At 68.5% G+C, this 24581-nt stretch carries 32 protein-coding genes; all 32 read left to right on the top strand.

Features of this window, described 5'->3' with window-relative positions:
- The first annotated feature begins 77 nt into the window (after nt 1-77).
- On the top strand, nt 78-3965 hold the full coding sequence (locus Pen02_RS22945; protein ID WP_203868118.1) for a DNA-directed RNA polymerase subunit beta': 3888 nt from the start codon (nt 78-80) through the stop codon (nt 3963-3965).
- Nucleotides 3966-4066: 101 nt separating this feature from the next.
- Nucleotides 4067-4414: a hypothetical protein gene (locus Pen02_RS22940; RefSeq protein ID WP_203868270.1), complete on the top strand. Its 348-nt coding sequence runs from the start codon at nt 4067-4069 to the stop codon at nt 4412-4414.
- A 223-nt stretch (nt 4415-4637) separates the two neighbouring features.
- The gene (locus tag Pen02_RS41925) at nt 4638-5522 is read left to right on the top strand and encodes a hypothetical protein (RefSeq protein ID WP_239141103.1); all 885 of its coding nucleotides are present in this window, start codon (nt 4638-4640) and stop codon (nt 5520-5522) included.
- A 492-nt stretch (nt 5523-6014) separates the two neighbouring features.
- Nucleotides 6015-6389, top strand: a complete 375-nt coding sequence (gene rpsL, locus Pen02_RS22930) for a 30S ribosomal protein S12 (protein WP_101368150.1) — start codon at nt 6015-6017, stop codon at nt 6387-6389.
- A 1-nt stretch (nt 6390) separates the two neighbouring features.
- Nucleotides 6391-6861: a 30S ribosomal protein S7 gene (gene rpsG / locus Pen02_RS22925; RefSeq protein ID WP_101368149.1), complete on the top strand. Its 471-nt coding sequence runs from the start codon at nt 6391-6393 to the stop codon at nt 6859-6861.
- A gap of 93 nt (nt 6862-6954) precedes the next feature.
- Complete coding sequence (fusA, locus tag Pen02_RS22920) at nt 6955-9051, top strand: elongation factor G (protein WP_203868117.1); 2097 nt, start codon at nt 6955-6957, stop codon at nt 9049-9051.
- A 236-nt stretch (nt 9052-9287) separates the two neighbouring features.
- A complete protein-coding gene (tuf, locus tag Pen02_RS22915; RefSeq protein WP_203860672.1) occupies nt 9288-10481 on the top strand; it encodes an elongation factor Tu in 1194 nt (397 codons plus the stop codon).
- A 356-nt stretch (nt 10482-10837) separates the two neighbouring features.
- Nucleotides 10838-11146, top strand: coding sequence for a 30S ribosomal protein S10 (gene rpsJ, locus Pen02_RS22910; RefSeq protein ID WP_007073037.1), 309 nt, complete (start codon nt 10838-10840; stop codon nt 11144-11146).
- An 11-nt stretch (nt 11147-11157) separates the two neighbouring features.
- Complete coding sequence (rplC, locus tag Pen02_RS22905) at nt 11158-11823, top strand: 50S ribosomal protein L3 (RefSeq protein WP_203868116.1); 666 nt, start codon at nt 11158-11160, stop codon at nt 11821-11823.
- Nucleotides 11820-12473 carry a 50S ribosomal protein L4 gene (rplD, locus tag Pen02_RS22900; RefSeq protein WP_203868115.1) on the top strand — a complete coding sequence of 218 codons (654 nt, stop codon included), beginning with the start codon at nt 11820-11822 and terminating at the stop codon, nt 12471-12473. The genes rplC and rplD overlap by 4 nt, the downstream gene beginning before the upstream one ends.
- Nucleotides 12470-12772 (top strand): 50S ribosomal protein L23, encoded by a 303-nt coding sequence (gene rplW / locus Pen02_RS22895; RefSeq protein ID WP_101368144.1) that lies wholly within the window; start codon nt 12470-12472, stop codon nt 12770-12772. Before rplD ends, rplW begins: the two co-directional genes overlap by 4 nt.
- A 12-nt stretch (nt 12773-12784) precedes the next feature.
- Nucleotides 12785-13624 (top strand): 50S ribosomal protein L2, encoded by an 840-nt coding sequence (rplB, locus tag Pen02_RS22890; protein ID WP_203868114.1) that lies wholly within the window; start codon nt 12785-12787, stop codon nt 13622-13624.
- A 15-nt stretch (nt 13625-13639) separates the two neighbouring features.
- Nucleotides 13640-13921, top strand: a complete 282-nt coding sequence (gene rpsS / locus Pen02_RS22885) for a 30S ribosomal protein S19 (protein ID WP_101368142.1) — start codon at nt 13640-13642, stop codon at nt 13919-13921.
- 37 nt (nt 13922-13958) lie between these two features.
- Entirely contained in the window at nt 13959-14450 is a 492-nt protein-coding gene (gene rplV / locus Pen02_RS22880; protein WP_203868113.1) for a 50S ribosomal protein L22, read from the top strand.
- On the top strand, nt 14450-15328 hold the full coding sequence (gene rpsC / locus Pen02_RS22875; RefSeq protein WP_203868112.1) for a 30S ribosomal protein S3: 879 nt from the start codon (nt 14450-14452) through the stop codon (nt 15326-15328). The genes rplV and rpsC overlap by 1 nt, the downstream gene beginning before the upstream one ends.
- Before the next feature lie 3 nt (nt 15329-15331).
- Nucleotides 15332-15757 (top strand): 50S ribosomal protein L16, encoded by a 426-nt coding sequence (gene rplP, locus Pen02_RS22870; RefSeq protein WP_192765393.1) that lies wholly within the window; start codon nt 15332-15334, stop codon nt 15755-15757.
- On the top strand, nt 15757-15993 hold the full coding sequence (rpmC, locus tag Pen02_RS22865; RefSeq protein WP_101368138.1) for a 50S ribosomal protein L29: 237 nt from the start codon (nt 15757-15759) through the stop codon (nt 15991-15993). The genes rplP and rpmC overlap by 1 nt, the downstream gene beginning before the upstream one ends.
- Complete coding sequence (rpsQ, locus tag Pen02_RS22860; RefSeq protein ID WP_203868111.1) at nt 15990-16265, top strand: 30S ribosomal protein S17; 276 nt, start codon at nt 15990-15992, stop codon at nt 16263-16265. The genes rpmC and rpsQ overlap by 4 nt, the downstream gene beginning before the upstream one ends.
- A gap of 113 nt (nt 16266-16378) precedes the next feature.
- Nucleotides 16379-16747, top strand: coding sequence for a 50S ribosomal protein L14 (rplN, locus tag Pen02_RS22855; protein ID WP_089244879.1), 369 nt, complete (start codon nt 16379-16381; stop codon nt 16745-16747).
- Nucleotides 16748-16750: 3 nt separating this feature from the next.
- A complete protein-coding gene (gene rplX / locus Pen02_RS22850; protein WP_203868110.1) occupies nt 16751-17065 on the top strand; it encodes a 50S ribosomal protein L24 in 315 nt (104 codons plus the stop codon).
- Nucleotides 17062-17631, top strand: coding sequence for a 50S ribosomal protein L5 (rplE, locus tag Pen02_RS22845; RefSeq protein ID WP_372445645.1), 570 nt, complete (start codon nt 17062-17064; stop codon nt 17629-17631). The genes rplX and rplE overlap by 4 nt, the downstream gene beginning before the upstream one ends.
- A gap of 41 nt (nt 17632-17672) precedes the next feature.
- Nucleotides 17673-17858 carry a type Z 30S ribosomal protein S14 gene (locus tag Pen02_RS22840; RefSeq protein WP_007073023.1) on the top strand — a complete coding sequence of 62 codons (186 nt, stop codon included), beginning with the start codon at nt 17673-17675 and terminating at the stop codon, nt 17856-17858.
- Between the two features lie 154 nt (nt 17859-18012).
- Nucleotides 18013-18420, top strand: a complete 408-nt coding sequence (gene rpsH / locus Pen02_RS22835) for a 30S ribosomal protein S8 (RefSeq protein WP_091426388.1) — start codon at nt 18013-18015, stop codon at nt 18418-18420.
- A 16-nt stretch (nt 18421-18436) separates the two neighbouring features.
- Entirely contained in the window at nt 18437-18979 is a 543-nt protein-coding gene (gene rplF / locus Pen02_RS22830; protein WP_203868108.1) for a 50S ribosomal protein L6, read from the top strand.
- Nucleotides 18976-19365, top strand: coding sequence for a 50S ribosomal protein L18 (gene rplR / locus Pen02_RS22825; RefSeq protein WP_203868107.1), 390 nt, complete (start codon nt 18976-18978; stop codon nt 19363-19365). Before rplF ends, rplR begins: the two co-directional genes overlap by 4 nt.
- Nucleotides 19366-19433: 68 nt before the next feature.
- Nucleotides 19434-20048 carry a 30S ribosomal protein S5 gene (gene rpsE / locus Pen02_RS22820; RefSeq protein WP_101368132.1) on the top strand — a complete coding sequence of 205 codons (615 nt, stop codon included), beginning with the start codon at nt 19434-19436 and terminating at the stop codon, nt 20046-20048.
- Nucleotides 20048-20230 (top strand): 50S ribosomal protein L30, encoded by a 183-nt coding sequence (gene rpmD / locus Pen02_RS22815; RefSeq protein WP_013735939.1) that lies wholly within the window; start codon nt 20048-20050, stop codon nt 20228-20230. Before rpsE ends, rpmD begins: the two co-directional genes overlap by 1 nt.
- Nucleotides 20230-20673 carry a 50S ribosomal protein L15 gene (gene rplO / locus Pen02_RS22810; protein WP_203868106.1) on the top strand — a complete coding sequence of 148 codons (444 nt, stop codon included), beginning with the start codon at nt 20230-20232 and terminating at the stop codon, nt 20671-20673. Before rpmD ends, rplO begins: the two co-directional genes overlap by 1 nt.
- Before the next feature lie 237 nt (nt 20674-20910).
- Nucleotides 20911-22242, top strand: coding sequence for a preprotein translocase subunit SecY (gene secY, locus Pen02_RS22805; RefSeq protein ID WP_203868105.1), 1332 nt, complete (start codon nt 20911-20913; stop codon nt 22240-22242).
- Nucleotides 22243-22896 (top strand): adenylate kinase, encoded by a 654-nt coding sequence (locus Pen02_RS22800; RefSeq protein ID WP_203868104.1) that lies wholly within the window; start codon nt 22243-22245, stop codon nt 22894-22896.
- A 10-nt stretch (nt 22897-22906) separates the two neighbouring features.
- Nucleotides 22907-23755 (top strand): type I methionyl aminopeptidase, encoded by an 849-nt coding sequence (map, locus tag Pen02_RS22795; protein WP_203868103.1) that lies wholly within the window; start codon nt 22907-22909, stop codon nt 23753-23755.
- 76 nt (nt 23756-23831) lie between these two features.
- The gene (locus Pen02_RS22790; protein ID WP_372445644.1) at nt 23832-24389 is read left to right on the top strand and encodes a DUF1707 SHOCT-like domain-containing protein; all 558 of its coding nucleotides are present in this window, start codon (nt 23832-23834) and stop codon (nt 24387-24389) included.
- Nucleotides 24390-24581 lie beyond the last annotated feature (192 nt).

Below are 24581 nucleotides of genomic sequence, written 5' to 3'. Positions count from 1 at the left end.
CCTCCGCGGGTTGAGCCGCCCCAGACCCCGGCCCCGGGTGTTAGCAACGAAACGACACGACACGAGGGACATATAACGTGCTCGACGTCAACTTCTTCGACGAGTTGCGGATTGGCCTGGCTACCGCTGACGACATCCGTCAGTGGTCGCACGGCGAGGTCAAGAAGCCTGAAACGATCAACTACCGCACCCTGAAGCCGGAAAAGGACGGGCTCTTCTGCGAGAAGATCTTCGGCCCGCAGCGGGACTGGGAGTGCTACTGCGGTAAGTACAAGCGGGTCCGGTTCAAGGGCATCATCTGCGAGCGCTGCGGCGTCGAGGTGACCCGCTCCAAGGTGCGGCGTGAGCGGATGGGCCACATCGAGCTGGCCGCGTCGGTCACGCACATCTGGTACTTCAAGGGTGTGCCGAGCCGGCTGGGCTACCTGCTGGACCTGGCGCCGAAGGACCTCGAAAAGATCATCTACTTCGCGTCGTACGTGGTGACCAGCGTCGACACGGAGGCGCGGCACCGTGACCTGTCGACGGTGGAGAACGAGATCCTCGCCGAGAAGCGGCAGGCCGAGAACAGCCGCGACTCGGAGATCGAGAAGCGGGCCGCCAAGCTCGAAGCCGACCTGGCCGAGCTGGAGGCCGAGGGTGCCAAGGCGGACGTACGGCGCAAGGTCAAGGAGGGCGGAGAGCGCGAGATGCGCCAGATCCGCGACCGGGCCCAGCGCGAGATCGACCGCCTCGACGAGGTGCTGGACACCTTCCGCAAGCTGGAGCCGAAGCAGCTCGTCACCGACGAACTGCTCTACCGCGAGCTGCGGGACCGGTTCGGCGAGTACTTCACCGGTGGGATGGGCGCCGAGGCGATCAAGGCGCTGGTCCAGAACATGGACCTGGACGCCGAGGCCGACAACCTCCGCGAGATCATCCGTACCGGCAAGGGCCAGCGGAAGATCCGGGCGCTCAAGCGGCTCAAGGTCGTGGCGGCGTTCCTGAACACCCGCAACTCGCCGCTCGGCATGGTGCTGGACTGCGTACCGGTGATCCCGCCGGACCTGCGCCCGATGGTGCAGCTCGACGGTGGCCGGTTCGCGACCTCGGACCTGAACGACCTCTACCGCCGCGTGATCAACCGGAACAACCGGCTCAAGCGACTGATCGACCTCGGCGCACCCGAGATCATCGTCAACAACGAGAAGCGGATGCTCCAGGAGGCCGTGGACGCGCTGTTCGACAACGGACGGCGTGGTCGGCCGGTCACCGGTCCGGGTAACCGGCCGCTGAAGTCGCTCTCCGACATGCTCAAGGGCAAGCAGGGGCGGTTCCGGCAGAACCTGCTGGGCAAGCGGGTCGACTACTCCGGTCGTTCCGTCATCGTGGTCGGCCCGCAGCTCAAGCTGCACCAGTGCGGCCTGCCCAAGCAGATGGCGCTGGAGCTGTTCAAGCCGTTCGTGATGAAGCGGCTGGTCGACCTCAACCACGCGCAGAACATCAAGTCCGCCAAGCGGATGGTCGAGCGGCAGCGGCCGGTCGTCTGGGACGTGCTGGAAGAGGTCATCGGCGAGCACCCGGTTCTGCTGAACCGGGCGCCGACCCTGCACCGGCTGGGCATCCAGGCATTCGAGCCGCAGCTCGTCGAGGGCAAGGCGATCCAGATCCACCCGCTGGTCTGCACCGCGTTCAACGCGGACTTCGACGGCGACCAGATGGCGGTGCACGTACCGCTGTCCGCCGAGGCGCAGGCCGAGGCCCGGATCCTGATGCTCTCGTCGAACAACATCCTCAAGCCGGCCGACGGCAAGCCGGTCACCATGCCCACCCAGGACATGGTCATCGGTCTCTACCACCTCACCCACCTCACCCCGGGTGAGATCGGCGAGGGTCGGGTGTTCAGCTCGGACGCCGAGGCGCGGATGGCCTTCGACAACGGCGAGCTGCACCTGCAGACCCCGGTGAAGATCCGGCTGCGTGGTGTGGTCGAGGTGGACAACGGGGCCGGCGCGCAGCGCTGGACCGCGCCCGAGGGCTGGACCCAGGGCGAGCCGCTGACCGTGGAGACCACGCTCGGCCGGGTGCTCTTCAACGAGACCCTGCCGGTCGGCTACCGGTTCGTGAACTACGAGATCCGCAAGGGCCAGCTCTCGGCGATCGTCAACGACCTCGCCGAGCGGTTCCCGAAGGTGGCTCTGGCGGCGACGCTCGACGGGCTCAAGGAGGCCGGCTTCCACTGGGCCACCTGGTCCGGCGTGACGATCGGCATGGAGGACGTCATCGCGCCGCCGCGCAAGCGGGAGATCCTGGAGCGGTACGAGAAGGAAGCCGCGCGGATCGACAAGGACTACCAGCGGGGTCTGATGACCGCCGAGGAGCGTCGCGGCGAGCTCATCGAGATCTGGACCAAGGCGACCAACGAGGTCGCCAAGGAGATGGAGACCGCGCTGCCGCAGGAGAACCCGCTGTGGAAGATGATCAACTCGGGTGCCCGCGGTAACCTGCTCCAGCTCCGCCAGATCGCCGCGATCCGTGGTCTGGTGGCCAACCCGAAGGGCGAGATCATCCCGCGGCCGATCAAGGCCAGCTACCGGGAGGGCCTCTCCGTGCTGGAGTACTTCATCTCCACGCACGGCGCCCGGAAGGGTCTCGCCGACACCGCGCTGCGTACCGCCGACTCGGGTTACCTGACCCGTCGTCTGGTGGACGTCTCGCAGGACGTGATCATCCGCGAGGAGGACTGCGGCACCGACCGCGCGATCCCGATGCAGATCGCGACCCAGCTCGACGGCAGGCTGGTGGCGCACGAGCACGTCGAGACCAGCGTGCACGCGCGTACCCTGGCCGACGACATCAAGGGTGCCGACGGCAACCTGGTCGCCGAGCGGGGTGCGGACATCAACACGATCCTGGTCGACAAGATCGTGGCGGCCGGGGTGGACAGCGTACGGGTCCGCAGCGTGCTCACCTGCGAGTCCAAGCTCGGCGTCTGCGGTGCGTGCTACGGCCGCTCGCTGCCGACGGGCAAGACCGTGGACGTCGGCGAGGCGGTCGGCATCATCGCCGCCCAGTCGATCGGTGAGCCGGGTACCCAGCTCACGATGCGTACCTTCCACACCGGCGGTGTCGCGGGTGAGGACATCACCCAGGGTCTGCCCCGGGTCCAGGAGATCTTCGAGGCCCGGGTCCCGAAGGGCAAGGCGCCGATCGCCGACACCCCGGGCCGGATCCGGATCGAGGACGGCGAGCGGTCGCGCAAGATCATCGTCGTGCCGGACGACGGCAGCGACGAGATCGTGTACGACAAGATCTCCAAGCGGGTGCCGCTCCAGGCGCACGACGGGGACCACGTCGACGTCGGTCAGAAGCTCACCAAGGGCACCATCGACCCGCACGAGCTGCTGCGGATCCTCGGCCCGCGGGCGGTCCAGGTCCACCTGACCCAGGAGGTCCAGGAGGTCTACCGGTCGCAGGGTGTGCTCATCCACGACAAGCACATCGAGATCATCATCCGCCAGATGCTCAAGCGGGTGACGGTGATCGACTCCGGCGCGACCGAGTTCCTGCCGGGTGTGCTGGTCGACCGGGCGCTGTTCGAGTCGGAGAACCGCCGACTCGTCTCCGAGGGCGGCGAGCCCGCGGCAGGCCGGCCGGTGCTGATGGGTATCACCAAGGCGTCGCTGGCCACCGACTCGTGGCTGTCGGCGGCGTCCTTCCAGGAGACCACCCGGGTGCTCACCGACGCGGCGATCCACGCCCGGAGCGACTCGCTGATCGGTCTCAAGGAGAACGTCATCATCGGTAAGCTCATCCCGGCCGGTACGGGCATCAGCAAGTACCGCAACATCCGGGTCGAGCCGACCGAGGAGGCGAAGGCCAAGGTCTACTCGATGACCGGCTACCCGGAGACCGACTACGGGTTCGGGCCGGCCAGCGGCCAGGCTGTTCCGCTGGACGACTTCGACTTCGGGTCGTACCGCTAGGCAACACGGCCAGACGCCCCGCCCGTCGTTCGACGACGAGCGGGGCGTCTCGCTTTTCCGGCGCCGGGTGTCGGGTTGGGTAGGCTGACGTGGTGACGACGATGCCGGCCGCCGGTCCGGTGACCCGCCATCCGCTCGACCCGGATCCGGTGCGCTCCACCAAGTCGCGGGCGGTCTTCGCCCTCGGCCTGGTGGCGCTGCTGACCGGTGTACTCGTCGGGGGCATCGTGCCGGCGACGATGGCGATGCTGCTGGCCCGGCAGGCCCGCCGCGAGGCGTACGCCTCGGGCGGTTATCTGACCGGTGCCGCCTGGCTGCGGCGCGGTGAGCGGATGGCCTGGGCCGGCCTGGTGCTGGCCGCGACCTCGGTGGTGGCCGCGACGATCATCGGCGTGGTCAACCTGGCGAACGGCTCGGTCGGCCAGGACTTCGCGCCGGGCGTCGACTGAGCGGCTCCGGCAGCCGGGGTCGACCGGGCGATGCCCCGGCCGCCCGGGGCGATCATCGGCGAGCCGGGCCATCGGACGTAACCGGGCGGGTGGGAACTGGCCGCGCGGCGGTAACCTGACCTTGGCACGACGTGTCGGGTCCGATCGGCGGAACCGGTCGGCCGGTCGCTCCCGCCGTGGTCGGCGGCTCGGTGGTTCTTCGGTGGTTCTCAGGGGGAGTTTCGTGACGGAGGAGGCGCAGCCACCCGGGGTGGAGCGCGCGGCGGACGGGACGCCGGGGCAGCAGCCCGCCGGGCAGGAGTCTCGCCACCACGAGCCCTCGTACACGTTGCCGCCCGATGCGACGGTGTCGTCGACCGCTCCGAACCCGGTGACCCCGAGCCCGGCGACCTCCAGTCCGAGCCCGGTGACCCCGGTGGCCTCCGGTCCGAGCCCGTCCGGGTCCCCGGTGCCGGCGATATCCGCCTGGGGGCCGGTCCCGGCCGCGGGAAGTACGCCGCCGGTCACCGCGTACCCGGTGGCGGAGCCGCTCCGGGTCGCGGTGCCGAGCGGCGCCCCGGCCGGCTACCCCGGAACGGCCGGGCCGCATGGCGGGCCGAGCGGGGCCGGCGGTGCCGGACCGGCGGCGGTGCCGGCGCCGCCCCGGGAGTCGCTGCGCTCGCCGAGCCGGGTGGACACGGTGCCGGGTACGCCGTTCGGCCTGGTCTATCTCGACGTGGCTCCGGTCACCTCGGGGCCGGCGGTGGCCTCGCTGGTCACCGGGATCGGCTCGGTGCTCGTCGCCCTCGCCGGCGGATGCCTGGGGCTCGTCGGCGTCTCGGGTGGCTGGGGCGGCTGGGTGGCCGGCGCCTTCGCGGTGCTCGCCGGGCTGCTCGGGGTGGCCGGGGTACTGCTCGGCGAGCTGGGCCGCCGACAGACCTCGCCCGCCGGTACGGCCGCCTGGCCGTGGCGTCGCCGGGCGGCCGGCGGCGCGGCGTCGGCCGGTACGGCGCCACCGGTCCGGTTCACCGGCCGAGGGCTGGCCATCTCCGGGCTGGTCTGTGCCGGGGTGGGTCTCGCGCTGACCGTGCTGGCGGTGGCCGTGGCGGTGCTGCTGCAACTGGCCTGAGTGCCGGCGCGGCGGCGGCTGGGGCGGGCGGCTGTCGGGTTGCCGGGCCGACGGGCCGATCCTGAGATCAGCCGGTACACTTGAAAACCGGCAGTGCTTGTCGGGAGCGACGCGGAGATCCGGGCCTCGCCGGGGGTTGGTGGACAACCTCCCTGAGTCCAGTTTTGACGTGCCCACTCACGGTAGGTACTCTTTCCTCTCGTGCCCGGGCTTGCCCGGGCAACTCGTGCGTGTGCCCGAGCCCACATGGTGGCAATCGAGCAACGTCACGACAAAGTCGAAACGAGTCGGCTACGCCCCAGCGTGCCGACGAGCTGGAATCCGGCGTCGACGAGCGACGACGGGAAACCGCGAGCGGGCGACACGCCCGACCGCGGGTGCCGGGACCGTCACCTGACGGCCCTGGTTGGAAGGTAGGAGAGCCGCCCGCACGGGGGGCTAAAGACACACGGCGCGGTCGCAGACAGGCGGCCGAAGGGAGCGGAAAACCCGGTGCCCACGATCCAGCAGTTGGTCCGCAAGGGCCGCCAGGCGAAGACGAGTAAGACCAAGACGCCGGCGCTGAAGGGGAGTCCTCAGCGGCGCGGCGTGTGCACGCGCGTGTACACCACCACCCCCAAGAAGCCGAACTCCGCGCTGCGCAAGGTCGCTCGGGTGAAGCTCAGCAGCCAGATCGAGGTGACCGCCTACATTCCGGGCGTCGGGCACAACCTCCAGGAGCACTCCCTCGTCCTGGTCCGCGGCGGCCGGGTGAAGGACCTTCCGGGCGTGCGCTACAAGATCGTCCGCGGTTCGCTGGACACCCAGGGTGTCCGCAACCGCAAGCAGGCCCGCAGCCGTTACGGCGCGAAGAAGGAGAAGAGCTGACATGCCGCGTAAGGGCCCTGCTCCGCGCCGGCCGCTGGTCGCCGACCCGGTCTACAACTCGCCGCTGGTCACCCAGCTGGTGAACAAGATCCTCCTGCGCGGCAAGCGTCAGCTCGCCGAGCGCATCGTCTACGAGGCCCTGGAGGGCTGCCGGGAGAAGTCCGGCACCGACCCGGTGGTCACCCTCAAGCGGGCGATGGACAACGTGAAGCCGACCCTGGAGGTGCGCAGCCGCCGGGTCGGTGGCGCGACCTACCAGGTGCCGGTCGAGGTCAAGCCGCAGCGTGCCACCACGCTCGGCCTGCGCTGGCTGGTCACCTACTCCCGCGCCCGTCGGGAGAAGACGATGGTCGAGCGGCTGATGAACGAGCTGCTCGACGCGAGCAACGGTCTTGGCGCCGCCGTCAAGCGGCGTGAGGACACCCACAAGATGGCCGAGTCCAACAAGGCCTTCGCGCACTACCGCTGGTAACGGCCATCCGGGCTCCGGCGCGGTCCGCCGCGCCGGGGCCCGGCAACGGTCGCGATCACATCGACGACGACGAGACGACAAGTAGGGATTGAAGTGGCCGCCGCAGACGCGCTCGCCAACGTACGCAACATCGGCATCATGGCGCACATCGATGCCGGTAAGACCACTACCACCGAGCGGATCCTGTTCTACACCGGCATCACCTACAAGATCGGTGAGGTCCACGAGGGCGCTGCCGTCATGGACTGGATGGAACAGGAGCAGGAGCGGGGGATCACCATCACCTCCGCCGCCACCAAGTGTGAGTGGAAGGGCCACACGATCCAGATCATCGACACGCCCGGCCACGTCGACTTCACGGTCGAGGTCGAGCGGTCGCTGCGGGTGCTCGACGGTGCGGTGGCCGTCTACGACGGTGTCGCCGGTGTGGAGCCGCAGACGGAGAACGTCTGGCGTCAGGCCGACAAGTACAACGTCCCCCGGATGTGCTTCGTCAACAAGCTCGACCGGACCGGGGCGGACTTCTTCCGCTGCGTGCAGATGATGATCGAGCGGCTCAACGCCACCCCGCTGGTGTTGCAGGTGCCGATCGGCCTCGAAGGCGACCACATCGGCGTCGTCGACCTGATCGGGATGCGCGCGCTGACCTGGCGCGGCGAGACCCAGAAGGGCGAGGACTACGCGGTCGAGGAGATCCCGGCCGACCTCGCGGACCTGGCCGCCGAGTGGCGCGAGAAGCTGATCGAGACGCTCGCCGACGTCGACGACTCGGTGATGGAGAAGTACCTCGAGGGCGAGGAACTCTCCGTCGACGCGATCAAGGCCGCCATCCGGCGGGCCACCATCGGTGGCAAGGCCAACCCGGTGCTCTGCGGCTCGGCCTTCAAGAACAAGGGCGTCCAGCCGATGCTCGACGCGGTGGTGGACTTCCTGCCGTCGCCGCTGGACATCCCGGCCATCGAGGGCACCGCCACCGACGGCGAGACCCCGTTGCAGCGGAAGCCGGACAAGAAGGAGCCGTTCTCCGGGCTGGCGTTCAAGATCCAGACTGACAAGCACCTGGGCAAGCTGACCTACGTCCGCGTCTACTCGGGGACGGTGGAGTCCGGATCGCAGGTGATCAACTCCACCAAGGACCGCAAGGAGCGGATCGGCAAGATCTACCAGATGCACGCCAACAAGCGGGAAGAGCGCAGCTCGGCCCAGGCTGGCGACATCATCGCGGTGCAGGGTCTCAAGCAGACCACCACCGGCGACACCCTCTGCGACCCGGCCAACCCGGTGATCCTGGAGTCGATGACCTTCCCCGAGCCGGTCATCGAGGTCGCGATCGAGCCGAAGACCAAGGCCGACCAGGAGAAGCTGAGCACCGCCATCCAGCGGCTCGCCGAGGAGGACCCGACCTTCCGGGTCAAGCTCGACGAGGAGACCGGCCAGACCGTCATCTCCGGCATGGGCGAGCTGCACCTGGACATCCTGGTGGACCGGATGCGCCGCGAGTTCAACGTCGAGGCGAACATCGGCAAGCCGCAGGTGGCGTACCGGGAGACCATCCGCCGCAAGGTGGAGAAGGTCGAGTACACCCACAAGAAGCAGACCGGTGGTTCGGGTCAGTACGCCCGGGTCATCGTCAGCCTCGAACCGCTGCCGCTGGACAACGACTCGCCGACGTACGAGTTCGCGAACGCGGTCACCGGTGGGCGGATCCCGAGGGAGTTCATTCCGTCGGTGGACGCCGGTGCCCAGGACGCGATGCAGTACGGCATCCTCGCCGGCTTCCCGCTGGTGGGCGTGAAGCTCACCCTGCTGGACGGCCAGTACCACGAGGTCGACTCCTCGGAAATGGCGTTCAAGATCGCCGGTTCGATGGTGCTGAAGGACGCGGCCCGCAAGGCCGATCCGGCACTGCTCGAACCGATGATGTCCGTCGAGGTAACGACGCCCGAGGAGAACATGGGCGACGTGATCGGCGACCTCAACTCCCGCCGAGGCATCATCCAGGCGATGGAGGAGCGCTCCGGCGCTCGCATCGTCCGGGCCCTGGTGCCGTTGTCGGAGATGTTCGGCTATGTCGGCGACCTGCGGTCGAAGACCCAGGGCCGGGCTAGCTACAGCATGCAGTTCGACTCCTACGCCGAAGTTCCCGCGAGCGTGGCGAAGGAGATCATCGCGAAGGCGACGGGTGAGTGAGCGGAAACGCGCACTGACCCGTGGCCGGGCCGGTGATACCGCGAGTGCTGCGGGCGGGTAATCTCGCCCGCGGCGCCCACGGGCCGGGCTGCGAGACCGGGCCTGAAGGTTTCACCGCCGCAAGACCCACATGACTTCCCGTCCGGGAACCCTCGGTCGGAAAGGCTGTCGACAGAGTCCTGAGCGCCGAATGGCGTGCCGGGCGTACGAACCAAGAAGTCCACAGGAGGACACCAGTGGCGAAGGCGAAGTTCGAGCGGACTAAGCCGCACGTCAACATCGGCACCATTGGTCACATCGACCACGGTAAGACGACGCTGACGGCGGCCATCACCAAGGTCCTGCACGACAAGATGCCGGACCTGAACCCGTACACGCCGTTCGACGAGATCGACAAGGCGCCGGAGGAGAAGGCCCGCGGTATCACGATCTCGATCGCACACGTCGAGTACCAGACCGAGGCGCGGCACTACGCACACGTCGACTGCCCCGGTCACGCCGACTACATCAAGAACATGATCACCGGTGCCGCGCAGATGGACGGCGCGATCCTGGTGGTCGCGGCGACCGACGGCCCGATGCCGCAGACCCGCGAGCACGTGCTGCTGGCCCGCCAGGTCGGCGTTCCCTACATCGTCGTGGCGCTGAACAAGAGCGACATGGTGGACGACGAGGAGCTGCTCGAGCTCGTCGAGCTCGAGGTCCGCGAGCTGCTGTCGGCGCAGGAGTACCCCGGTGACGACCTGCCGGTCGTCCGGGTCTCGGCGCTGAAGGCGCTCGAGGGCGACCCGGAGTGGACCGACAAGCTCATGGACCTGATGAGCGCTGTCGACACCGCCATTCCGCAGCCGGAGCGGGAGACCGAGAAGCCGTTCCTGATGCCGATCGAGGACGTCTTCACGATCACCGGTCGGGGCACCGTGGTCACCGGTCGCGCCGAGCGCGGCATCCTCAAGCCGAACGAGGAGGTGGAGCTCGTCGGTATCCGCGAGAAGTCGCAGAAGACGGTCTGCACCGGTATCGAGATGTTCCGCAAGCTGCTCGACGAGGCCCGTGCGGGTGAGAACGTCGGTCTGCTGCTCCGGGGCATCAAGCGCGAGGACGTCGAGCGCGGCATGGTGGTCGTCAAGCCCGGCACCACCACCCCGCACACGGAGTTCGAGGCGACCGTCTACATCCTCTCCAAGGAGGAGGGTGGCCGGCACACCCCGTTCTTCCAGAACTACCGTCCGCAGTTCTACTTCCGGACCACGGACGTCACCGGCGTCGTCACGCTGCCCGAGGGCACCGAGATGGTCATGCCGGGTGACAACACCACGATGGCCGTGAAGCTGATCCAGCCGATCGCGATGGAGGAAAACCTCAAGTTCGCGATCCGCGAGGGTGGCCGTACGGTCGGCGCGGGCTTCGTCACGAAGATCGTGAAGTAATCAAGTAATTCAGGTAACCCCGATTAGCGTTGCCGTGCGGTAGTACGGCATACTGGTCAGGTTGCGTACCGGCGGGGTGGTTGGCTGCCCAGCAGTCAACCACCCTTGCTGGGCGTCCGGAGGTAGTTGATCTACGTCCGGCGCCCCGATACTTCCCGCACGGGCGGGACCGCCTCGGACTTTCCGGGGTGGAGTCCGGCCCCGGGGTGCGACACGCCCGACCGCGGGGGTCGGACAGCACGGGAACTGGGCAGCGCCCGAGCCCGGCATGGCACATCCCGCTTCCCTCCGGGACAGCGGCTCCGCTGGAGCGGGCGGGCGGGACGGACAAGGCGAGAGAAGGAACAGAGGCCACCATGGCGGGACAGAAGATCCGCATCCGGCTCAAGGCGTACGACCACGAGGTGGTCGACTCCTCGGCGCGCAAGATCGTTGAGACGGTGACGCGTACCGGGGCTCAGGTCGCGGGCCCGGTGCCGCTGCCCACGGAGATCAACCGTTTCTGCGTGATCCGTTCGCCGCACAAGTACAAGGACTCGCGTGAGCACTTCGAGATGCGCACGCACAAGCGTCTGATCGACATCATCGACCCGACCCCGAAGACGGTCGACTCGCTCATGCGCCTCGACCTGCCGGCTGGCGTCGACATCGAGATCAAGCTGTAGGGACCGGACTAATGGACAGGCAAGTGAAGGGCATCCTGGGCGCCAAGCTCGGCATGACCCAGGTCTGGGACAACAACAAGGTTGTCCCGGTGACCGTGGTGCAGGCCGGACCGTGTGTCGTGACCCAGGTCCGCACCGCTGAGAAGGACGGCTACTCCGCGGTCCAGCTGGCGTACGGCGCGATCGACCCCCGGAAGGTCAAGAAGCCGATCACCGGCCACTACGCCAAGGCGAACGTGGCGCCGCGCCGGCACATCGTCGAGCTGCGCACCGCCGACGCCGAGGAGTACGAGCTGGGCCAGGAGGTCAGCGTCGAGGCGTTCCCCGTGGGCGCGCCGATCGACGTGACCGGCCGGACCAAGGGCAAGGGCTTCGCCGGTGTCATGAAGCGGCACGGCTTCCACGGCCTGCGCGCCAGCCACGGTGTCGAGCGCAAGCACCGCTCGCCGGGCTCGATCGGCGCCTGCGCCACCCCGGGCCGCGTCTTCAAGGGCGTCCGGATGGCCGGCCGGATGGGTGGGGTGCGGTTCACCGTGCAGAACCTCACCATCCAGGCGGTGGACCCGGAGAACAACCTGCTGCTGGTCCGCGGCGCCATCCCCGGCCCCAAGGGCGCGCTGGTGCTGGTCCGCTCGGCGGCGAAGGCCGACGCGAAGAAGGGCGGTGCGGCCAAGTGACCACCGTTGACGTGCTGGACGCCGAGGGCACCAAGACCGGCTCCGTCGAACTGCCGGCCGAGGTCTTCGACGTACAGGCCAACATCGCGCTGATGCACCAGGTCGTGGTCGCCCAGCTCGCCGCCGCGCGGCAGGGCACGCACAAGGTGAAGACCCGCGGCGAGGTCGCCGGTGGCGGCAAGAAGCCGTACAAGCAGAAGGGCACCGGTCGGGCCCGGCAGGGCTCGATCCGCGCGCCGCAGTTCGCCGGCGGTGGCGTCGTGCACGGGCCGGTCCCGCGCGACTACAGCCAGCGGACCCCGAAGAAGATGAAGGCCGCCGCGCTGCGTGGCGCCCTCTCGGACCGGGCCCGTGGCGGCCAGGTGCACGTGGTCGAGACCTTCGTCTCCGGCGACAAGCCGTCGACCAAGGCGGCCCTCACCGCGCTGCGCAAGGCGACCGAGGCCAAGCGGGTGCTCGTGGTTCTCAACAGCACCGACGAGCTGAACTGGCTGTCGCTGCGCAACGAGGCCCGCGTGCACCTGCTGGAGGTCGGCCAGCTCAACACGTACGACGTGCTGGTGGCCGACGACGTGGTCTTCACCAAGGAGGCCCTGGACGAGTTCCTGGGTGTCCGTGGTGGGGCGCAGGGTGAGGAGAGCGAGAAGTGAGCACCATCGCCGACCCGCGGGACATCATCTTCGCGCCGGTCGTCTCGGAGAAGAGCTACAGCGAGCTGAACAAGAACTGGTACACCTTCCTGGTGCACCCGGACGCCAACAAGACCGCCATCAAGATCGCGATTCAGCAGATCTTCGACGTGCGCGTCCTGACGGTGAACACCCTCAACCGCGAGGGCAAGCGCAAGCGCACCCGCACCGGGTACGGCAAGCGCAAGAACACCAAGCGGGCGATGGTGAAGCTGGCTGACGGTGACCGTATCGAGGCCTTCGGCGGCCCGGTCAGCTGAGGGGTATAGACAATGGCTATCCGTAAGTACAAGCCGACGACGCCGGGCCGGCGTGGCTCCAGCGTCGCCGACTTCGCCGAGATCACCCGGTCGACGCCGGAGAAGTCGCTGCTGGTTCCGCTGCCGAAGAAGGGCGGGCGTAACGCCCACGGCCGGATCACCACGCGGCACCACGGTGGCGGGCACAAGCGCCAGTACCGTCTGATCGACTTCAAGCGGGTCGACAAGGACGGCGTACCGGCGAAGGTCGCGCACATCGAGTACGACCCGAACCGCACCGCGCGGATCGCGCTGCTGCACTACGCCGACGGCGAGAAGCGGTACATCATCGCGCCGAAGGACCTGAAGCAGGGCGACCGGGTCGAGTCCGGTCCGGGCGCCGACATCAAGCCGGGCAACAACCTGCCGCTGCGCAACATCCCGGTCGGTTCCACCATCCACGCGGTGGAGCTGCGCCCGGGCGGTGGCGCCAAGCTGGCCCGTTCGGCCGGCGTCGGCATCCAGCTGCTGGGCCGGGAGGGGGCGTACGCCACGCTGCGGATGCCCTCCGGCGAGATCCGGCGGGTGGACGTGCGCTGCCGGGCCACCATCGGCGAGATCGGCAACGCCGACCAGTCAAACATCAACTGGGGCAAGGCCGGCCGGATGCGCTGGAAGGGTCGTCGCCCGACCGTCCGTGGTGTGGCGATGAACCCGGTCGACCACCCGCACGGTGGTGGTGAGGGTAAGACCTCCGGTGGTCGTCACCCGGTGAACCCGCAGGGTAAGCCCGAGGGTCGTACCCGGCAGAAGGGCAAGGCGAGCGACCGCCTCATCGTCCGCCGCCGCTACGCCACCCGTAAGCGCGGCTAAGGGAGATAGGTAGACATGCCTCGCAGCCTGAAGAAGGGCCCGTTCATCGACGACCACCTGCTCAAGAAGGTGGAGACGCAGAACGAGAAGGGCTCGAAGAACGTCATCAAGACCTGGTCGCGCCGCTCGACGATCATCCCCGACATGCTCGGGCACACGATCGCCGTGCACGACGGGCGCAAGCACGTCCCGGTGTTCATCACCGAGGCGATGGTCGGCCACAAGCTCGGTGAGTTTGCGCTGACCCGTACGTTCAAGGGTCACGAGAAGGACGACCGGAAGAGCCGCCGGCGCTGAGCGCCGACCACGGATAAAGGATCAAGGGGTTTCAGCGATGCCAGTAAAGGGCGACGCTCCGGTGCTTCCGGGCGCGCGGGCGGTTGCGCGACACGTGCGCATCTCGCCGACCAAGGCGCGCCGGGTGGTCAACCTCGTCCGCGGTCTGCCCGCGAAGGAGGCGCTCACGGTGCTGCAGTTCGCGCCGCAGGCGGCGAGTGAGCAGGTTTACAAGGTGCTCGCGAGCGCGATCGCCAACGCGGAGAACAACGAGCGGCTGGACCCCGACGCGTTGCTCGTCAGCGAGGCGTTCGTGGACGAGGGCCCGACGATGAAGCGCTTCCAGCCGCGGGCGCAGGGCCGGGCGTACCGGATCCGCAAGCGGACCTGCCACATCACCATCGCGGTGGAGGCCGTCGCACCGGCGGCGCCGGGCGGCGGCCGGGGCGCGGCGAAGAAGGCCGCTCCGGCCAAGGCGACCGCGCCGGCCGAGACCGGGTCGACGAGCGAGAGCGCGGAGACGCAGAGCAAGACGGAGGGTGCCGAGTAATGGGTCAGAAGGTTCACCCGCACGGGTTCCGGCTCGGCATCTCGACCGACTGGAAGTCCCGCTGGTACGCGGACAAGCTCTACAAGGACTACATCGCCGAGGACGTCAAGATCCGGCGGATGATGTCCAAGGGCCTGGAGCGGGCCGGCATCTCCAAGGTCGACATCGAGCGGACCCGGGACCGGGTCCGGGTCGACATCCACACTGCCCGGCCGGGCATCGTCATCGGCCGGAAGGGCGCGGAGGCCGACCGGATCCGTGGCGAGCTGGAGAAGCTGACCGGCAAGCAGGTGCAGCTCAACATCCTCGAGGTGAAGAGCCCGGAGTCGGACGCGCAGCTCGTCGCGCAAGGCGTGGCCGAGCAGCTCTCCAGCCGGGTCAGCTTCCGCCGGGCGATGCGTAAGGCCATGCAGTCCGCGATGAAGAACCCGATCGTGCGGGGCATCCGGGTGCAGGTCTCCGGCCGGCTCGGCGGCGCCGAGATGAGCCGTACCGAGTTCTACCGCGAGGGTCGGGTGCCGCTGCACACGCTGCGGGCCAACATCGAGTACGGCTTCTTCGAGGCCCGGACCACCTTCGGCCGGATCGGCGTGAAGGTCTGGATCTACAAGGGCGACGCCGTACCCGGCCGGGAGGCCCCGGCCGAGGCGGGTCCGGCGCGTCCGCGCCGCGAGCGGGGCGACCGTCCCGACCGGCCGCGTCGTGGCCGTTCCGGTTCCTCCGGCACCACTGCCGGTGGCACCGAGGCGGGCCGGGCCGCGCAGGCGGAGATCTCCGGTACGCCCGCCGAGGCGACGAACGACAGCGCCGCGCCGGCTACCGCCGCGGCGACTCCGGCGGGTTCCGCCGGAACGGACAGCTCAGCGCAGGAGGGCTGACAGATGCTGATGCCGCGTAAGCCCCCGAAGGGCTTCCGCAAGCCGCACCACCCCGACCGCCACGGCGCGGCGAAGGGTGGCACCCGGGTGGTGTTCGGCGAGTTCGGAATCCAGGCGCTCGAGTCCGCGTATCTGACCAACCGGCAGATCGAAGCGGCCCGTATCGCGATGACCCGGCACATCAAGCGTGGTGGCAAGGTCTGGATCACGGTCTTCCCGGACCAGGCCCTGACCAAGAAGCCGGCCGAAACCCGGATGGGTTCCGGTAAGGGCTCGCCCGAGTGGTGGGTGGCCAACATCAAGCCGGGGCGGGTGCTCTTCGAGATGTCCTTCCCCAACGAGCAGATCGCGCGAGAGGCGATGCGTCGCGCGATCCACAAGCTCCCGATGAAGTGCCGCATTGTGACGCGCGAAGTGGGTGAAAGCTGATGGCCGCGGGCGTGAAAGCCGGCGAGCTGCGTGAGCTCTCCGAGGAGGAGCTGGTCAGCCGGCTCCGGGAGGCCAAGGCGGAGCTGTTCAACCTCCGCGTCCAGTCGGCGACCGGACAGCTGGACAACAACCGCCGGCTCCAGGTCATCCGCCGGGAGATTGCCCGGATCTACACGATCATGCGTGAGCGTGAGCTTGGGCTTTCGGCCGCGCCGACTGAGGTGACTGCATCATGAGCGAAGAAACCACCGCGAAGGCGCGGGCCCAGCGCAAGGTCCGTGAGGGCCTCGTGGTCAGCGACAAGATGGAAAAGACCGTGGTCGTCGAGGTCGAGGACCGGGTCAAGCACGCGCTGTACGGCAAGGTCATGCGCCGCACCAGCAAGCTGAAGGTGCACGACGAGCAGAACGCGTGCGGCACCGGCGACCGGGTTCTGATCATGGAGACCCGTCCGCTGTCCGCCACCAAGCGGTGGCGGGTCGTGGAGATCCTCGAGAAGGCCAAGTAACAGCCGTACCGCAGGCTAAGGGTTCCGCCAAGCTCAGCCGGCACGGACTTCGGTCAACGAAGGCAGGGCCGGGAAGTCCGCCGGCTGAGAACTGGCAGACATAGGAGATAGACGTGATTCAGCAGGAGTCGCGACTGCGTGTCGCCGACAACACGGGTGCCCGGGAGATCCTGTGCATCCGGGTGCTCGGTGGCTCCGGTCGGCGCTACGCGGGCATCGGCGACGTCATCGTGGCCACGGTCAAGGACGCCATTCCCGGTGCCGGTGTGAAGAAGGGCGACGTCGTCAAGGCGGTCGTCGTCCGCACCGCGAAGGAGAAGCGGCGGCCGGACGGCTCGTACATCCGATTCGACGAGAACGCGGCCGTGATCATCAAGGATGGTGGCGACCCGCGCGGTACCCGTATCTTTGGCCCGGTTGGCCGTGAGCTGCGGGACAAGCGGTTCATGAAGATCATCTCGCTCGCGCCGGAGGTGTTGTAAACCGTGAAGGTCAAGAAGGGCGACACGGTCATCGTCATCGCCGGCAAGGACAAGGGTGCCAAGGGCAAGGTCATCGCGGCCTACCCGCGGCAGGACAAGGTCCTGGTCGAGGGCGTGAACCGGGTCAAGAAGCACACCCGCATCCGCACCACCCAGCGCGGTGCGAAGACCGGCGGCATCGTCACCCAGGAGGCAGCGATCCACGTCTCGAACGTGATGGTCCTGGACTCCGACGGCAACCCGACCCGCGTCGGGTACCGGTTCGACGAGGGTGGCCAGAAGGTCCGCATCGCGCGTAGCACCGGTAAGGACCTGTGATGACGGCAACCGAGACCAAGACGCTGCCCCGGCTCAAGCAGCGGTACCGCGAAGAGATCGTGGGCCAGCTCCGCGAGCAGTTCCAGTACGGGAACCCGATGCAGGTGCCCGGGCTGGTCAAGATCGTCGTCAACATGGGTGTCGGCGAGGCCGCCCGGGACGCGAAGCTGATCGACGGCGCCGTACGCGACCTGGCCACCATCTCCGGCCAGAAGCCGCAGGTACGCCGGGCCCGCAAGTCCATCGCGCAGTTCAAGCTCCGCGAGGGCATGCCGATCGGCGCCAAGGTGACCCTGCGGGGCGACCGGATGTGGGAGTTCCTGGACCGGCTGCTCTCGATCGCGCTGCCCCGGATCCGCGACTTCCGCGGCCTGGACGGGCGCAAGCTCGACGGGAACGGCAACTACACGTTCGGCCTGACCGAGCAGTCGGTGTTCCACGAGATCGACCAGGACCGGATCGATCGCGTCCGGGGCATGGACATCACCGTGGTGACCACCGCCAAGACCGACGACGAGGGCCGGGCGCTGCTCAAGCTCCTCGGCTTCCCGTTCAAGGAGAGCTGAGCGGCCGTGACTGATCGAAACAAGGAGAACTGAGGACTGATATGGCGAAGAAGGCGCTGATCCTCAAGGCCGCCGCGAAGCCGAAGTTCTCGGTTCGCGCGTACACCCGCTGCCAGCGGTGCGGTCGGCCGAAGGCGGTCTACCGCAAGTTCGGCCTCTGCCGGGTGTGCATCCGGGAGATGGCCCACCGTGGTGAGCTGCCCGGCGTGTCGAAGGCTTCCTGGTGACACTGCGCCCCATCCGTGGGTGGCGGAGCGAGCACCGTGACGCCACCCGCTTTGGGCCCAGCCACGTCCCGACCGATATCCGGGGCGAGGATCGCAACGCCGTAGGCCCGGGCCACTGCCCTGGGAACCCCGGCGAGAAAGGCTGACGAGATCCATGACGATGACCGACCCGATCGCAGACATGCTGACGCGTCTGCGTAACGCCAACCAGGCGTACCACGACCGGGTGACGATGCCCTACTCGAAGATCAAGGCGAACATCGCCGAGGTCCTCAAGGCCGAGGGCTACATCGCGACCTGGGCGGTCGAGGAGCCCGAGGAGGGCGCCGTCGGCAAGCGACTGGTCGTCGAGCTGAAGTACGGCCAGAACCGCGAGCGGAGCCTGGCCGGCATCAAGCGCGTGTCCAAGCCCGGCCTCCGGGTGTACGCCAAGTCGGACGGGCTCCCGCGGGTGCTCGGTGGACTGGGCGTGGCGATCATTTCGACGTCCCAGGGACTGCTGACCGACCGGCAGGCCCGCAAGCGGAGCGTTGGCGGGGAAGTCCTCGCCTTCGTCTGGTAACGGGAGACTGAGAGAAATGTCGCGTATTGGACGTAAGTCGATCCCGGTGCCGTCCGGCGTCGAGGTGACCATCGACGGCTCGACCGTCAAGGTCAAGGGGCCGAAGGGCGAGCTGTCGCACACCCTGGCCGAGCCGATCAAGGCCGAGCGGGGCGAGGACGGCCAGCTGCACGTCAGCCGGCCCAACGACGAGCGCAAGGCCAAGGAGCTGCACGGCCTGAGCCGTACGCTGGTCGCGAACATGATCGTCGGGGTGACCGAGGGGTACCGCAAGACCCTGGAGATCGCCGGCACCGGTTACCGGGTCACCGCCAAGGGCAGCGACCTGGAGTTCGCGCTCGGCTTCTCGCACCCGGTGCAGGTGAAGGCCCCGGCCGGAATCACCTTCACCGTCGAGCGGCCCACCCTGTTCCACGTGGCCGGCATCGACAAGCAGCAGGTCGGTGAGGTCGCCGCCAACATCCGGAAGATCCGTCCGCCGGAGCCGTACAAGGGCAAGGGCGTCAAGTACCAGGGCGAAGTCATTCGCCGCAAGGCCGGAAAGGCAGGTAAGAAGTGACCGCCACACTGCTCAAGCGTCGCCGCGGAGTCGCCGCCAAGCGCGCCATCGGGCGGGCGCGTCGGCACTTCCGGGTCCGCAAGACCGTCACCGGCACCGCCGAGCGGCCGCGGCTCGTGGTCACCCGCTCGCTGCGGCACATCACCGCGCAGATCGTGGACGACGGCAAGGGCCACACGCTGGTCTACGCCTCAACCATGGACGACTCGATCCGGGGCAGCGAGGGCGACAAGAGCGCCCTGGCGGGCAAGGTCGGCGCGCTCGTCGCCGAGCGGGCCAAGGCGGCCGGTATCGACAAGGTCGTCTTCGACCGCGGTGGCAACCAGTACGCGGGGCGGATCGCTGCGCTGGCCGACGCGGCCCGCGAAGCCGGGCTCGAGTTCTGACGGCATCTGATGCGCAGTCAGACGAGGATCGAAACTAACCCCGTCACGATGAGAGAGGAAAGCTGCTGATGCCAGGTCAACAGCGCCGTGGCGGCGGGTCCGGTGGCAACGAGGGTGGTCGCCGCGACAACCGCCGTGAGGGCGGTCGCGGAAACGCGCCCGCCGAGAAGACGCCGCACCTTGAGCGGGTCGTCGCCATCAACCGGGTTGCCAAGGTCGTGAAGGGTGGTCGTCGCTTCAGCTTCACCGCCCTCGTGATCGTGGGCGACGGCGACGGCACGGTCGGGGTGGGCTACGGAAAGGCCAAGGAGGTGCCCGCGGCGATCGCCAAGGGTGTCGAGGAGGCCAAGAAGCACTTCTTCAAGGTGCCCCGGATCGGTGCCTCGATCCCGCACCCGGTGACGGGCGAGGACGCCGCCGGTGTGGTGCTGCTCAAGCCGGCCAGCGCCGGTACGGGTGTCATCGCCGGTGGTCCGGTCCGCGCCGTGCTGGAGTGCGCGGGCATCCACGACGTGCTCTCCAAGAGCCTCGGTTCGTCCAACCCGATCAACATCGTGCACGCCACCGTCGCCGCCCTGAAGGGGCTGGAGTCGCCGGAGGCGGTCGCGAAGCGTCGGGGTCTGCCGGTAGAGGACGTCGCCCCGGCCGCCATGCTGGCGGCCCAGGCGGGGGTGACGGCCTGATGGCACGCCTGAAGGTGACCCAGGTCCGGTCCGGCATCGGGACCAAGCACAACCAGCGCGAGTCGCTGCGGTCGCTCGGTCTCAAGCGGATCAACGACGTGGTGGTCAAGGAGGACCGCCCCGAGATTCGGGGCATGATCTTCACCGTGAGCCACCTCGTGAAGGTCGAGGAGGTCGAGTAATGACGATCAAGGTCCACCACCTGCGCCCGGCCCCCGGAGCCAAGACCGAGAAGACCCGGGTGGGTCGCGGTGAGGGTTCCAAGGGGAAGACCGCCGGTCGCGGTACCAAGGGGTCCAAGGCCCGGAAGAACATCTCGGCGGCGTTCGAGGGTGGGCAGATGCCCATCCACATGCGGCTGCCGAAGCTGAAGGGCTTCAAGAACAAGTTCAAGGTCGTGTTCCAGGTGGTCAACCTGGACCGGCTCGCCGAGTTGTTCCCGGAGGGCGGCCAGGTCGGTCCGCAGGAGCTGGTCCAGGCCGGCGCCGTCCGCAAGGGTCAGCCGGTGAAGGTTCTCGGTACCGGGGAGCTGGGCGGGGTCGCCCTCCAGGTGTCGGCGCACGCGTTCAGTGCGTCGGCCAAGGAGAAGATCACCGCTGCCGGCGGCTCGGCGACGGAGCTGTAGGGACATCGCGGTCGGGGCGCTCGCTCAGTTCACGGCAACTGGCGGGCGCCACGACCTCGTGGGGGGCCATTCGCCCCGTTAACATCGGAAGCGGTGAATGTTCTCCGGGTGGATCTGCCCGGGAGCGCGCCGGACTGTTAGAGTCCGATCCCAGCTATGGGTATCGGGTCCACCACCCGACAACCACCCCGTCCCGCCAGGAACCACCGGCGGCCCGCCTCGCGCAGGAGGAAGAAGTTGCTCTCCGCCTTTCTCAGTGCGTTCCGCACGCCTGACCTGCGCAAGAAGCTGCTGTTCACAGTAGGCATCATCGCGGTCTACCGGCTCGGTGCGACGCTGCCCAGCCCGGGCGTCTCCTACGGCAACGTGCAGAAGTGCATCCAGACCATGGAGTCGGGTGAGGGCAACGGTGTCTTCAACCTGCTCAACCTGTTCTCCGGCGGCGCGTTGCTGTCGCTGTCGGTCTTCGCGCTGGGCATCATGCCCTACATCACCGCCTCGATCATCCTGCAGCTGCTCACCGTGGTCATCCCGCGGCTGGAGGCGCTCCGCAAGGAGGGCCAGTCCGGCCAGGCGAAGATCACGCAGTACACCCGGTACCTCACCCTCGGCCTGGGCGTCCTCCAGGCGTCGGCGTTCGTGGCGCTGGCCCGGTCCGGCCAGCTCTTCAACGGGATGTGCCAGGAGTTCCCGATCATCCCGGAGGGCACCGGCCTGCCGAGCTGGCTGACCGTGACCGTCCTGGTGATCACGATGACCGCCGGCACCGGCATGGTGATGTGGCTCGGCGAGCTGATCACCGACCGGGGCGTCGGCAACGGCATGTCCGTGCTGATCTTCACCTCGATCGCCGCCCGGCTCCCCAGCGAGGGCTGGACGATCAAGAACAACAAGGGCTGGGCGATGTTCGGCCTGGTGCTGGTGCTGGTCCTGGTGGTCATCACCGCGGTCGTCTTCATCGAGCAGGCGCAGCGCCGGATCCCGGTCCAGTACGCCAAGCGCATGATCGGCCGGCGGATGTACGGCGGCACCTCGACCTACATCCCGCTCAAGGTCAACCAGGCGGGTGTGATCCCGGTCATCTTCGGCTCGTCGCTGCTCTACCTGCCGACCCTGCTGCTCCAGTTCTTCGACCAGAACAACCTCAACGGTTGGCAGACCTGGGTGCAGAACCACCTGGTGCAGCCGGACAGCCCGACCTACATCAGCGTCTACTTCCTGCTGATCATCTTCTTCACGTACTTCTACGTCTCGATCACGTTCAACCCGACCGAGGTCGCGGACAACATGAAGAAGTACGGCGGGTTCGTCCCGGGCATCCGGCCCGGCAAGCCGACCGCCGACTACCTCGACTTCATCCTGAGCCGGATCACCCTCCCGGGCGCGCTCTACCTGGGCCTGATCTCGATCCTGCCGAACTTCTTCTTCATCTGGCTGGACAACCAGCAGTTCCAGAACTTCCCGTTCGGTGGCACCGCTGTGCTGATCATGGTCGGCGTCGGGCTGGAGACCGTGAAGCAGATCGAGAGCCAGCTCATGCAGCGGAACTACGAAGGGTTCCTGCGGTAGATGCGACTCGTTCTGGTCGGTCCCCCCGGGGCGGGCAAGGGGACCCAGGCCGAGTTCATCGCCGCCCACCTCGCCGTGCCCAAGATCTCGACGGGGGACATCTTCCGGGCCAACGTGTCGCAGGGCACCCCACTGGGTGTCGAGGCGAAGCGCTACATGGACGCCGGCAAGCTGGTACCGGACGAGGTGACCATCAACATGGTCCGGGACCGGCTCGCCGAGCCGGACGCCGCCGAGGGGTTCCTGCTCGACGGCTTCCCGCGGACCACTCCGCAGGCCGCCGCGCTGGACAAGCTGCTGGCCGACCTCGGCACGGCGCTCGACCTCGTGATGGAGCTGGTGGTCGACGACGACGAGGTGATCAGGCGGCTCTCCGGCCGGCGTACCTGCCGGGGTTGCGGCAAGGTCTGGCACATCGAGTTCGACCCGTCCTCCGTCGAGGGGATCTGTGACCGCTGCGGCGGGGAGCTGTTCCAGCGGGACGACGACAAGGCGGAGACGATCGCCGAGCGGCTGCGCGAGTACGCCAGCAAGACCGCACCGTTGATCGACTACTACGGCGCGCAGGGCAAGCTCGTCGGCATCGACGCCACCGGGCCGGTCGAGGACGTCACCGTCCGGGCTATCGACGCCCTGCGGTCGTACGGCGGATAGGCTGGGCACCATGCGCCGTCCCCAGCTGGACATCCAGCTGAAGACCCCGGAGCAGATCGAGCTGATGCGCGCTGCCGGGCTGGTCGTCGCGGCGGCACTGGACCGGATGCGGGCAGCCGTGGCGCCCGGCGTCTCCACCGCCGACCTCGACGCGATCGCCGAGTCGGTGATCCGGGAGGCCGGCGGCACCCCGTCGTTCAAGGGCTACCACGGCTATCCGGCGTCGATCTGCTCCTCGGTCAACGAACAGGTCGTGCACGCCATCCCGGCCCCCACCCAGGTGCTCCGGGACGGCGACCTGATCTCGATCGACTGCGGCGCGATCCTCGACGGCTGGCACGGCGACGCCGCGATCACCGTCGGAGTCGGCGAGGTACGCCCGGAACTGCTCCGGATGGCCGAGGTCGCGCAGGACGCGATGTGGGCCGGGATCCGGGCCGCAGCGCGCGGCATGCTCAGCGGTCGCGGCCGACTGACCGACATCTCGTACGCGGTGGAGCGCGCCGTCCGGGCCGCCGGCCGCTACGGCATCGTCGAGGGGTACGGCGGGCACGGCATCGGCACCGAGATGCACCAGGACCCGCACGTGCTCAACCACGGTCGGCCCGGCCGTGGCCCCAAGCTGGTACCCGGGATGGCGCTGGCGATCGAGCCGATGGTGACCCTGGGCTCGCCCCGGACCGTGGAACTGGACGACGGCTGGACGGTGATCACCCGGGACGGGTCGATCGCGGCCCACGTCGAGCACACGATGGCGCTGCTGGACGACGGTGTCTGGGTGCTGACCGCCCCGGACGGCGGCCGGGCCCGGCTCGGCGACCTGGTGACCGCCCGGGAGCCGGCCCAGTCCTCGGCCTGAGGCCCCGCCTGCCGCCCGTGACGGCCGGACGGGCGCAGGTCGTCGACGGTGGCCGGGGAGTGGCATCCTCGTAGGTATGGACCGGCGGGACCAGATGCGCGCCGCGGACTCCGATCGCGCGGCGGTGGCCGACCAACTCCTGCGCGCGCTCAACGAGGGCCGACTCGACCTCGGCGAGTACGAGGACCGGCTCCAGCGGGCGTACGCCGCCAAGACGTACGCGGACTTCGACGGACTCCTCGACGACCTGCCTGGGACGGTACCGGTCGACCGGGCCCAACTGGTCCCCGCCGACGGGGCGGCTGCCCCGGCGCTCCGGCGCGGTCCGGACGGGCGCTACCCGGGCGCCACCCGGGCCTGGCTGGCCGACACCTGGGACGGCTACGTCGGTGTGGTCACCGTCGTGGTGGTGATCTGGGCGATCACCTCCCTGATCGCGACCGACTGGCTCTATTTCTGGCCGGTCTGGGTGGCCGGGCCGCTGGGCGCGGTGCTGCTCGTCGGCACCGTGACCGGGTTGGCGAACGGGGAGCCGCAGCGGTGGGCCGCCAAGCGGGAAGCGAAGCGGCAGGCCAAGATCGAGAAACGGAATCGCCGCCGGGGCGAGCAGGCCGGTCAGGAAGAACCTGCCTGATATAGTCGCCTTCGTCCGGTACGACGACCTGGGAGTCCCCGGGTTGGCGCTGGCGTGCGGGCGCGCGTACACTGGCTGATCGGCGCACAGCGTCCACTCCGGCATGCCCACCAGCGCTTCGGTGGGCCCGGAGCCGCGGCTGGCTCGGATGTTCTCCATCCGGGAAAGGCGTTGTGAGCCGTCCGGAGTAAC

This window comes from Plantactinospora endophytica (assembly GCF_016862915.1).
Lineage (GTDB): Bacteria > Actinomycetota > Actinomycetes > Mycobacteriales > Micromonosporaceae > Plantactinospora > Plantactinospora endophytica.
The sequence above is the reverse complement of the archived record's forward strand: the minus strand, read 5'-3'. Positions and strand labels throughout refer to the sequence as shown.

Excerpts from the sequence above, each read along its gene's own strand:
- Pen02_RS22940 (WP_203868270.1), top strand. The coding sequence starts at position 4,067 with ATGCCGGCCGCCGGTCCGGTGACCCGCCATCCGCTCGACCCGGATCCG.
- rpsG (WP_101368149.1), top strand. The coding sequence starts at position 6,391 with ATGCCGCGTAAGGGCCCTGCTCCGCGCCGGCCGCTGGTCGCCGACCCG.
- rpsJ (WP_007073037.1), top strand. The coding sequence starts at position 10,838 with ATGGCGGGACAGAAGATCCGCATCCGGCTCAAGGCGTACGACCACGAG.
- rplC (WP_203868116.1), top strand. The coding sequence starts at position 11,158 with ATGGACAGGCAAGTGAAGGGCATCCTGGGCGCCAAGCTCGGCATGACC.
- rplB (WP_203868114.1), top strand. The coding sequence starts at position 12,785 with ATGGCTATCCGTAAGTACAAGCCGACGACGCCGGGCCGGCGTGGCTCC.
- rpsS (WP_101368142.1), top strand. The coding sequence starts at position 13,640 with ATGCCTCGCAGCCTGAAGAAGGGCCCGTTCATCGACGACCACCTGCTC.
- rplV (WP_203868113.1), top strand. The coding sequence starts at position 13,959 with ATGCCAGTAAAGGGCGACGCTCCGGTGCTTCCGGGCGCGCGGGCGGTT.
- rpsC (WP_203868112.1), top strand. The coding sequence starts at position 14,450 with ATGGGTCAGAAGGTTCACCCGCACGGGTTCCGGCTCGGCATCTCGACC.
- rplP (WP_192765393.1), top strand. The coding sequence starts at position 15,332 with ATGCTGATGCCGCGTAAGCCCCCGAAGGGCTTCCGCAAGCCGCACCAC.
- rpmC (WP_101368138.1), top strand. The coding sequence starts at position 15,757 with ATGGCCGCGGGCGTGAAAGCCGGCGAGCTGCGTGAGCTCTCCGAGGAG.
- rpsQ (WP_203868111.1), top strand. The coding sequence starts at position 15,990 with ATGAGCGAAGAAACCACCGCGAAGGCGCGGGCCCAGCGCAAGGTCCGT.
- Pen02_RS22840 (WP_007073023.1), top strand. The coding sequence starts at position 17,673 with ATGGCGAAGAAGGCGCTGATCCTCAAGGCCGCCGCGAAGCCGAAGTTC.
- rpsH (WP_091426388.1), top strand. The coding sequence starts at position 18,013 with ATGACGATGACCGACCCGATCGCAGACATGCTGACGCGTCTGCGTAAC.
- rplF (WP_203868108.1), top strand. The coding sequence starts at position 18,437 with ATGTCGCGTATTGGACGTAAGTCGATCCCGGTGCCGTCCGGCGTCGAG.
- rpsE (WP_101368132.1), top strand. The coding sequence starts at position 19,434 with ATGCCAGGTCAACAGCGCCGTGGCGGCGGGTCCGGTGGCAACGAGGGT.
- rpmD (WP_013735939.1), top strand. The coding sequence starts at position 20,048 with ATGGCACGCCTGAAGGTGACCCAGGTCCGGTCCGGCATCGGGACCAAG.
- rplO (WP_203868106.1), top strand. The coding sequence starts at position 20,230 with ATGACGATCAAGGTCCACCACCTGCGCCCGGCCCCCGGAGCCAAGACC.
- Pen02_RS22800 (WP_203868104.1), top strand. The coding sequence starts at position 22,243 with ATGCGACTCGTTCTGGTCGGTCCCCCCGGGGCGGGCAAGGGGACCCAG.
- map (WP_203868103.1), top strand. The coding sequence starts at position 22,907 with ATGCGCCGTCCCCAGCTGGACATCCAGCTGAAGACCCCGGAGCAGATC.
- Pen02_RS22790 (WP_372445644.1), top strand. The coding sequence starts at position 23,832 with ATGGACCGGCGGGACCAGATGCGCGCCGCGGACTCCGATCGCGCGGCG.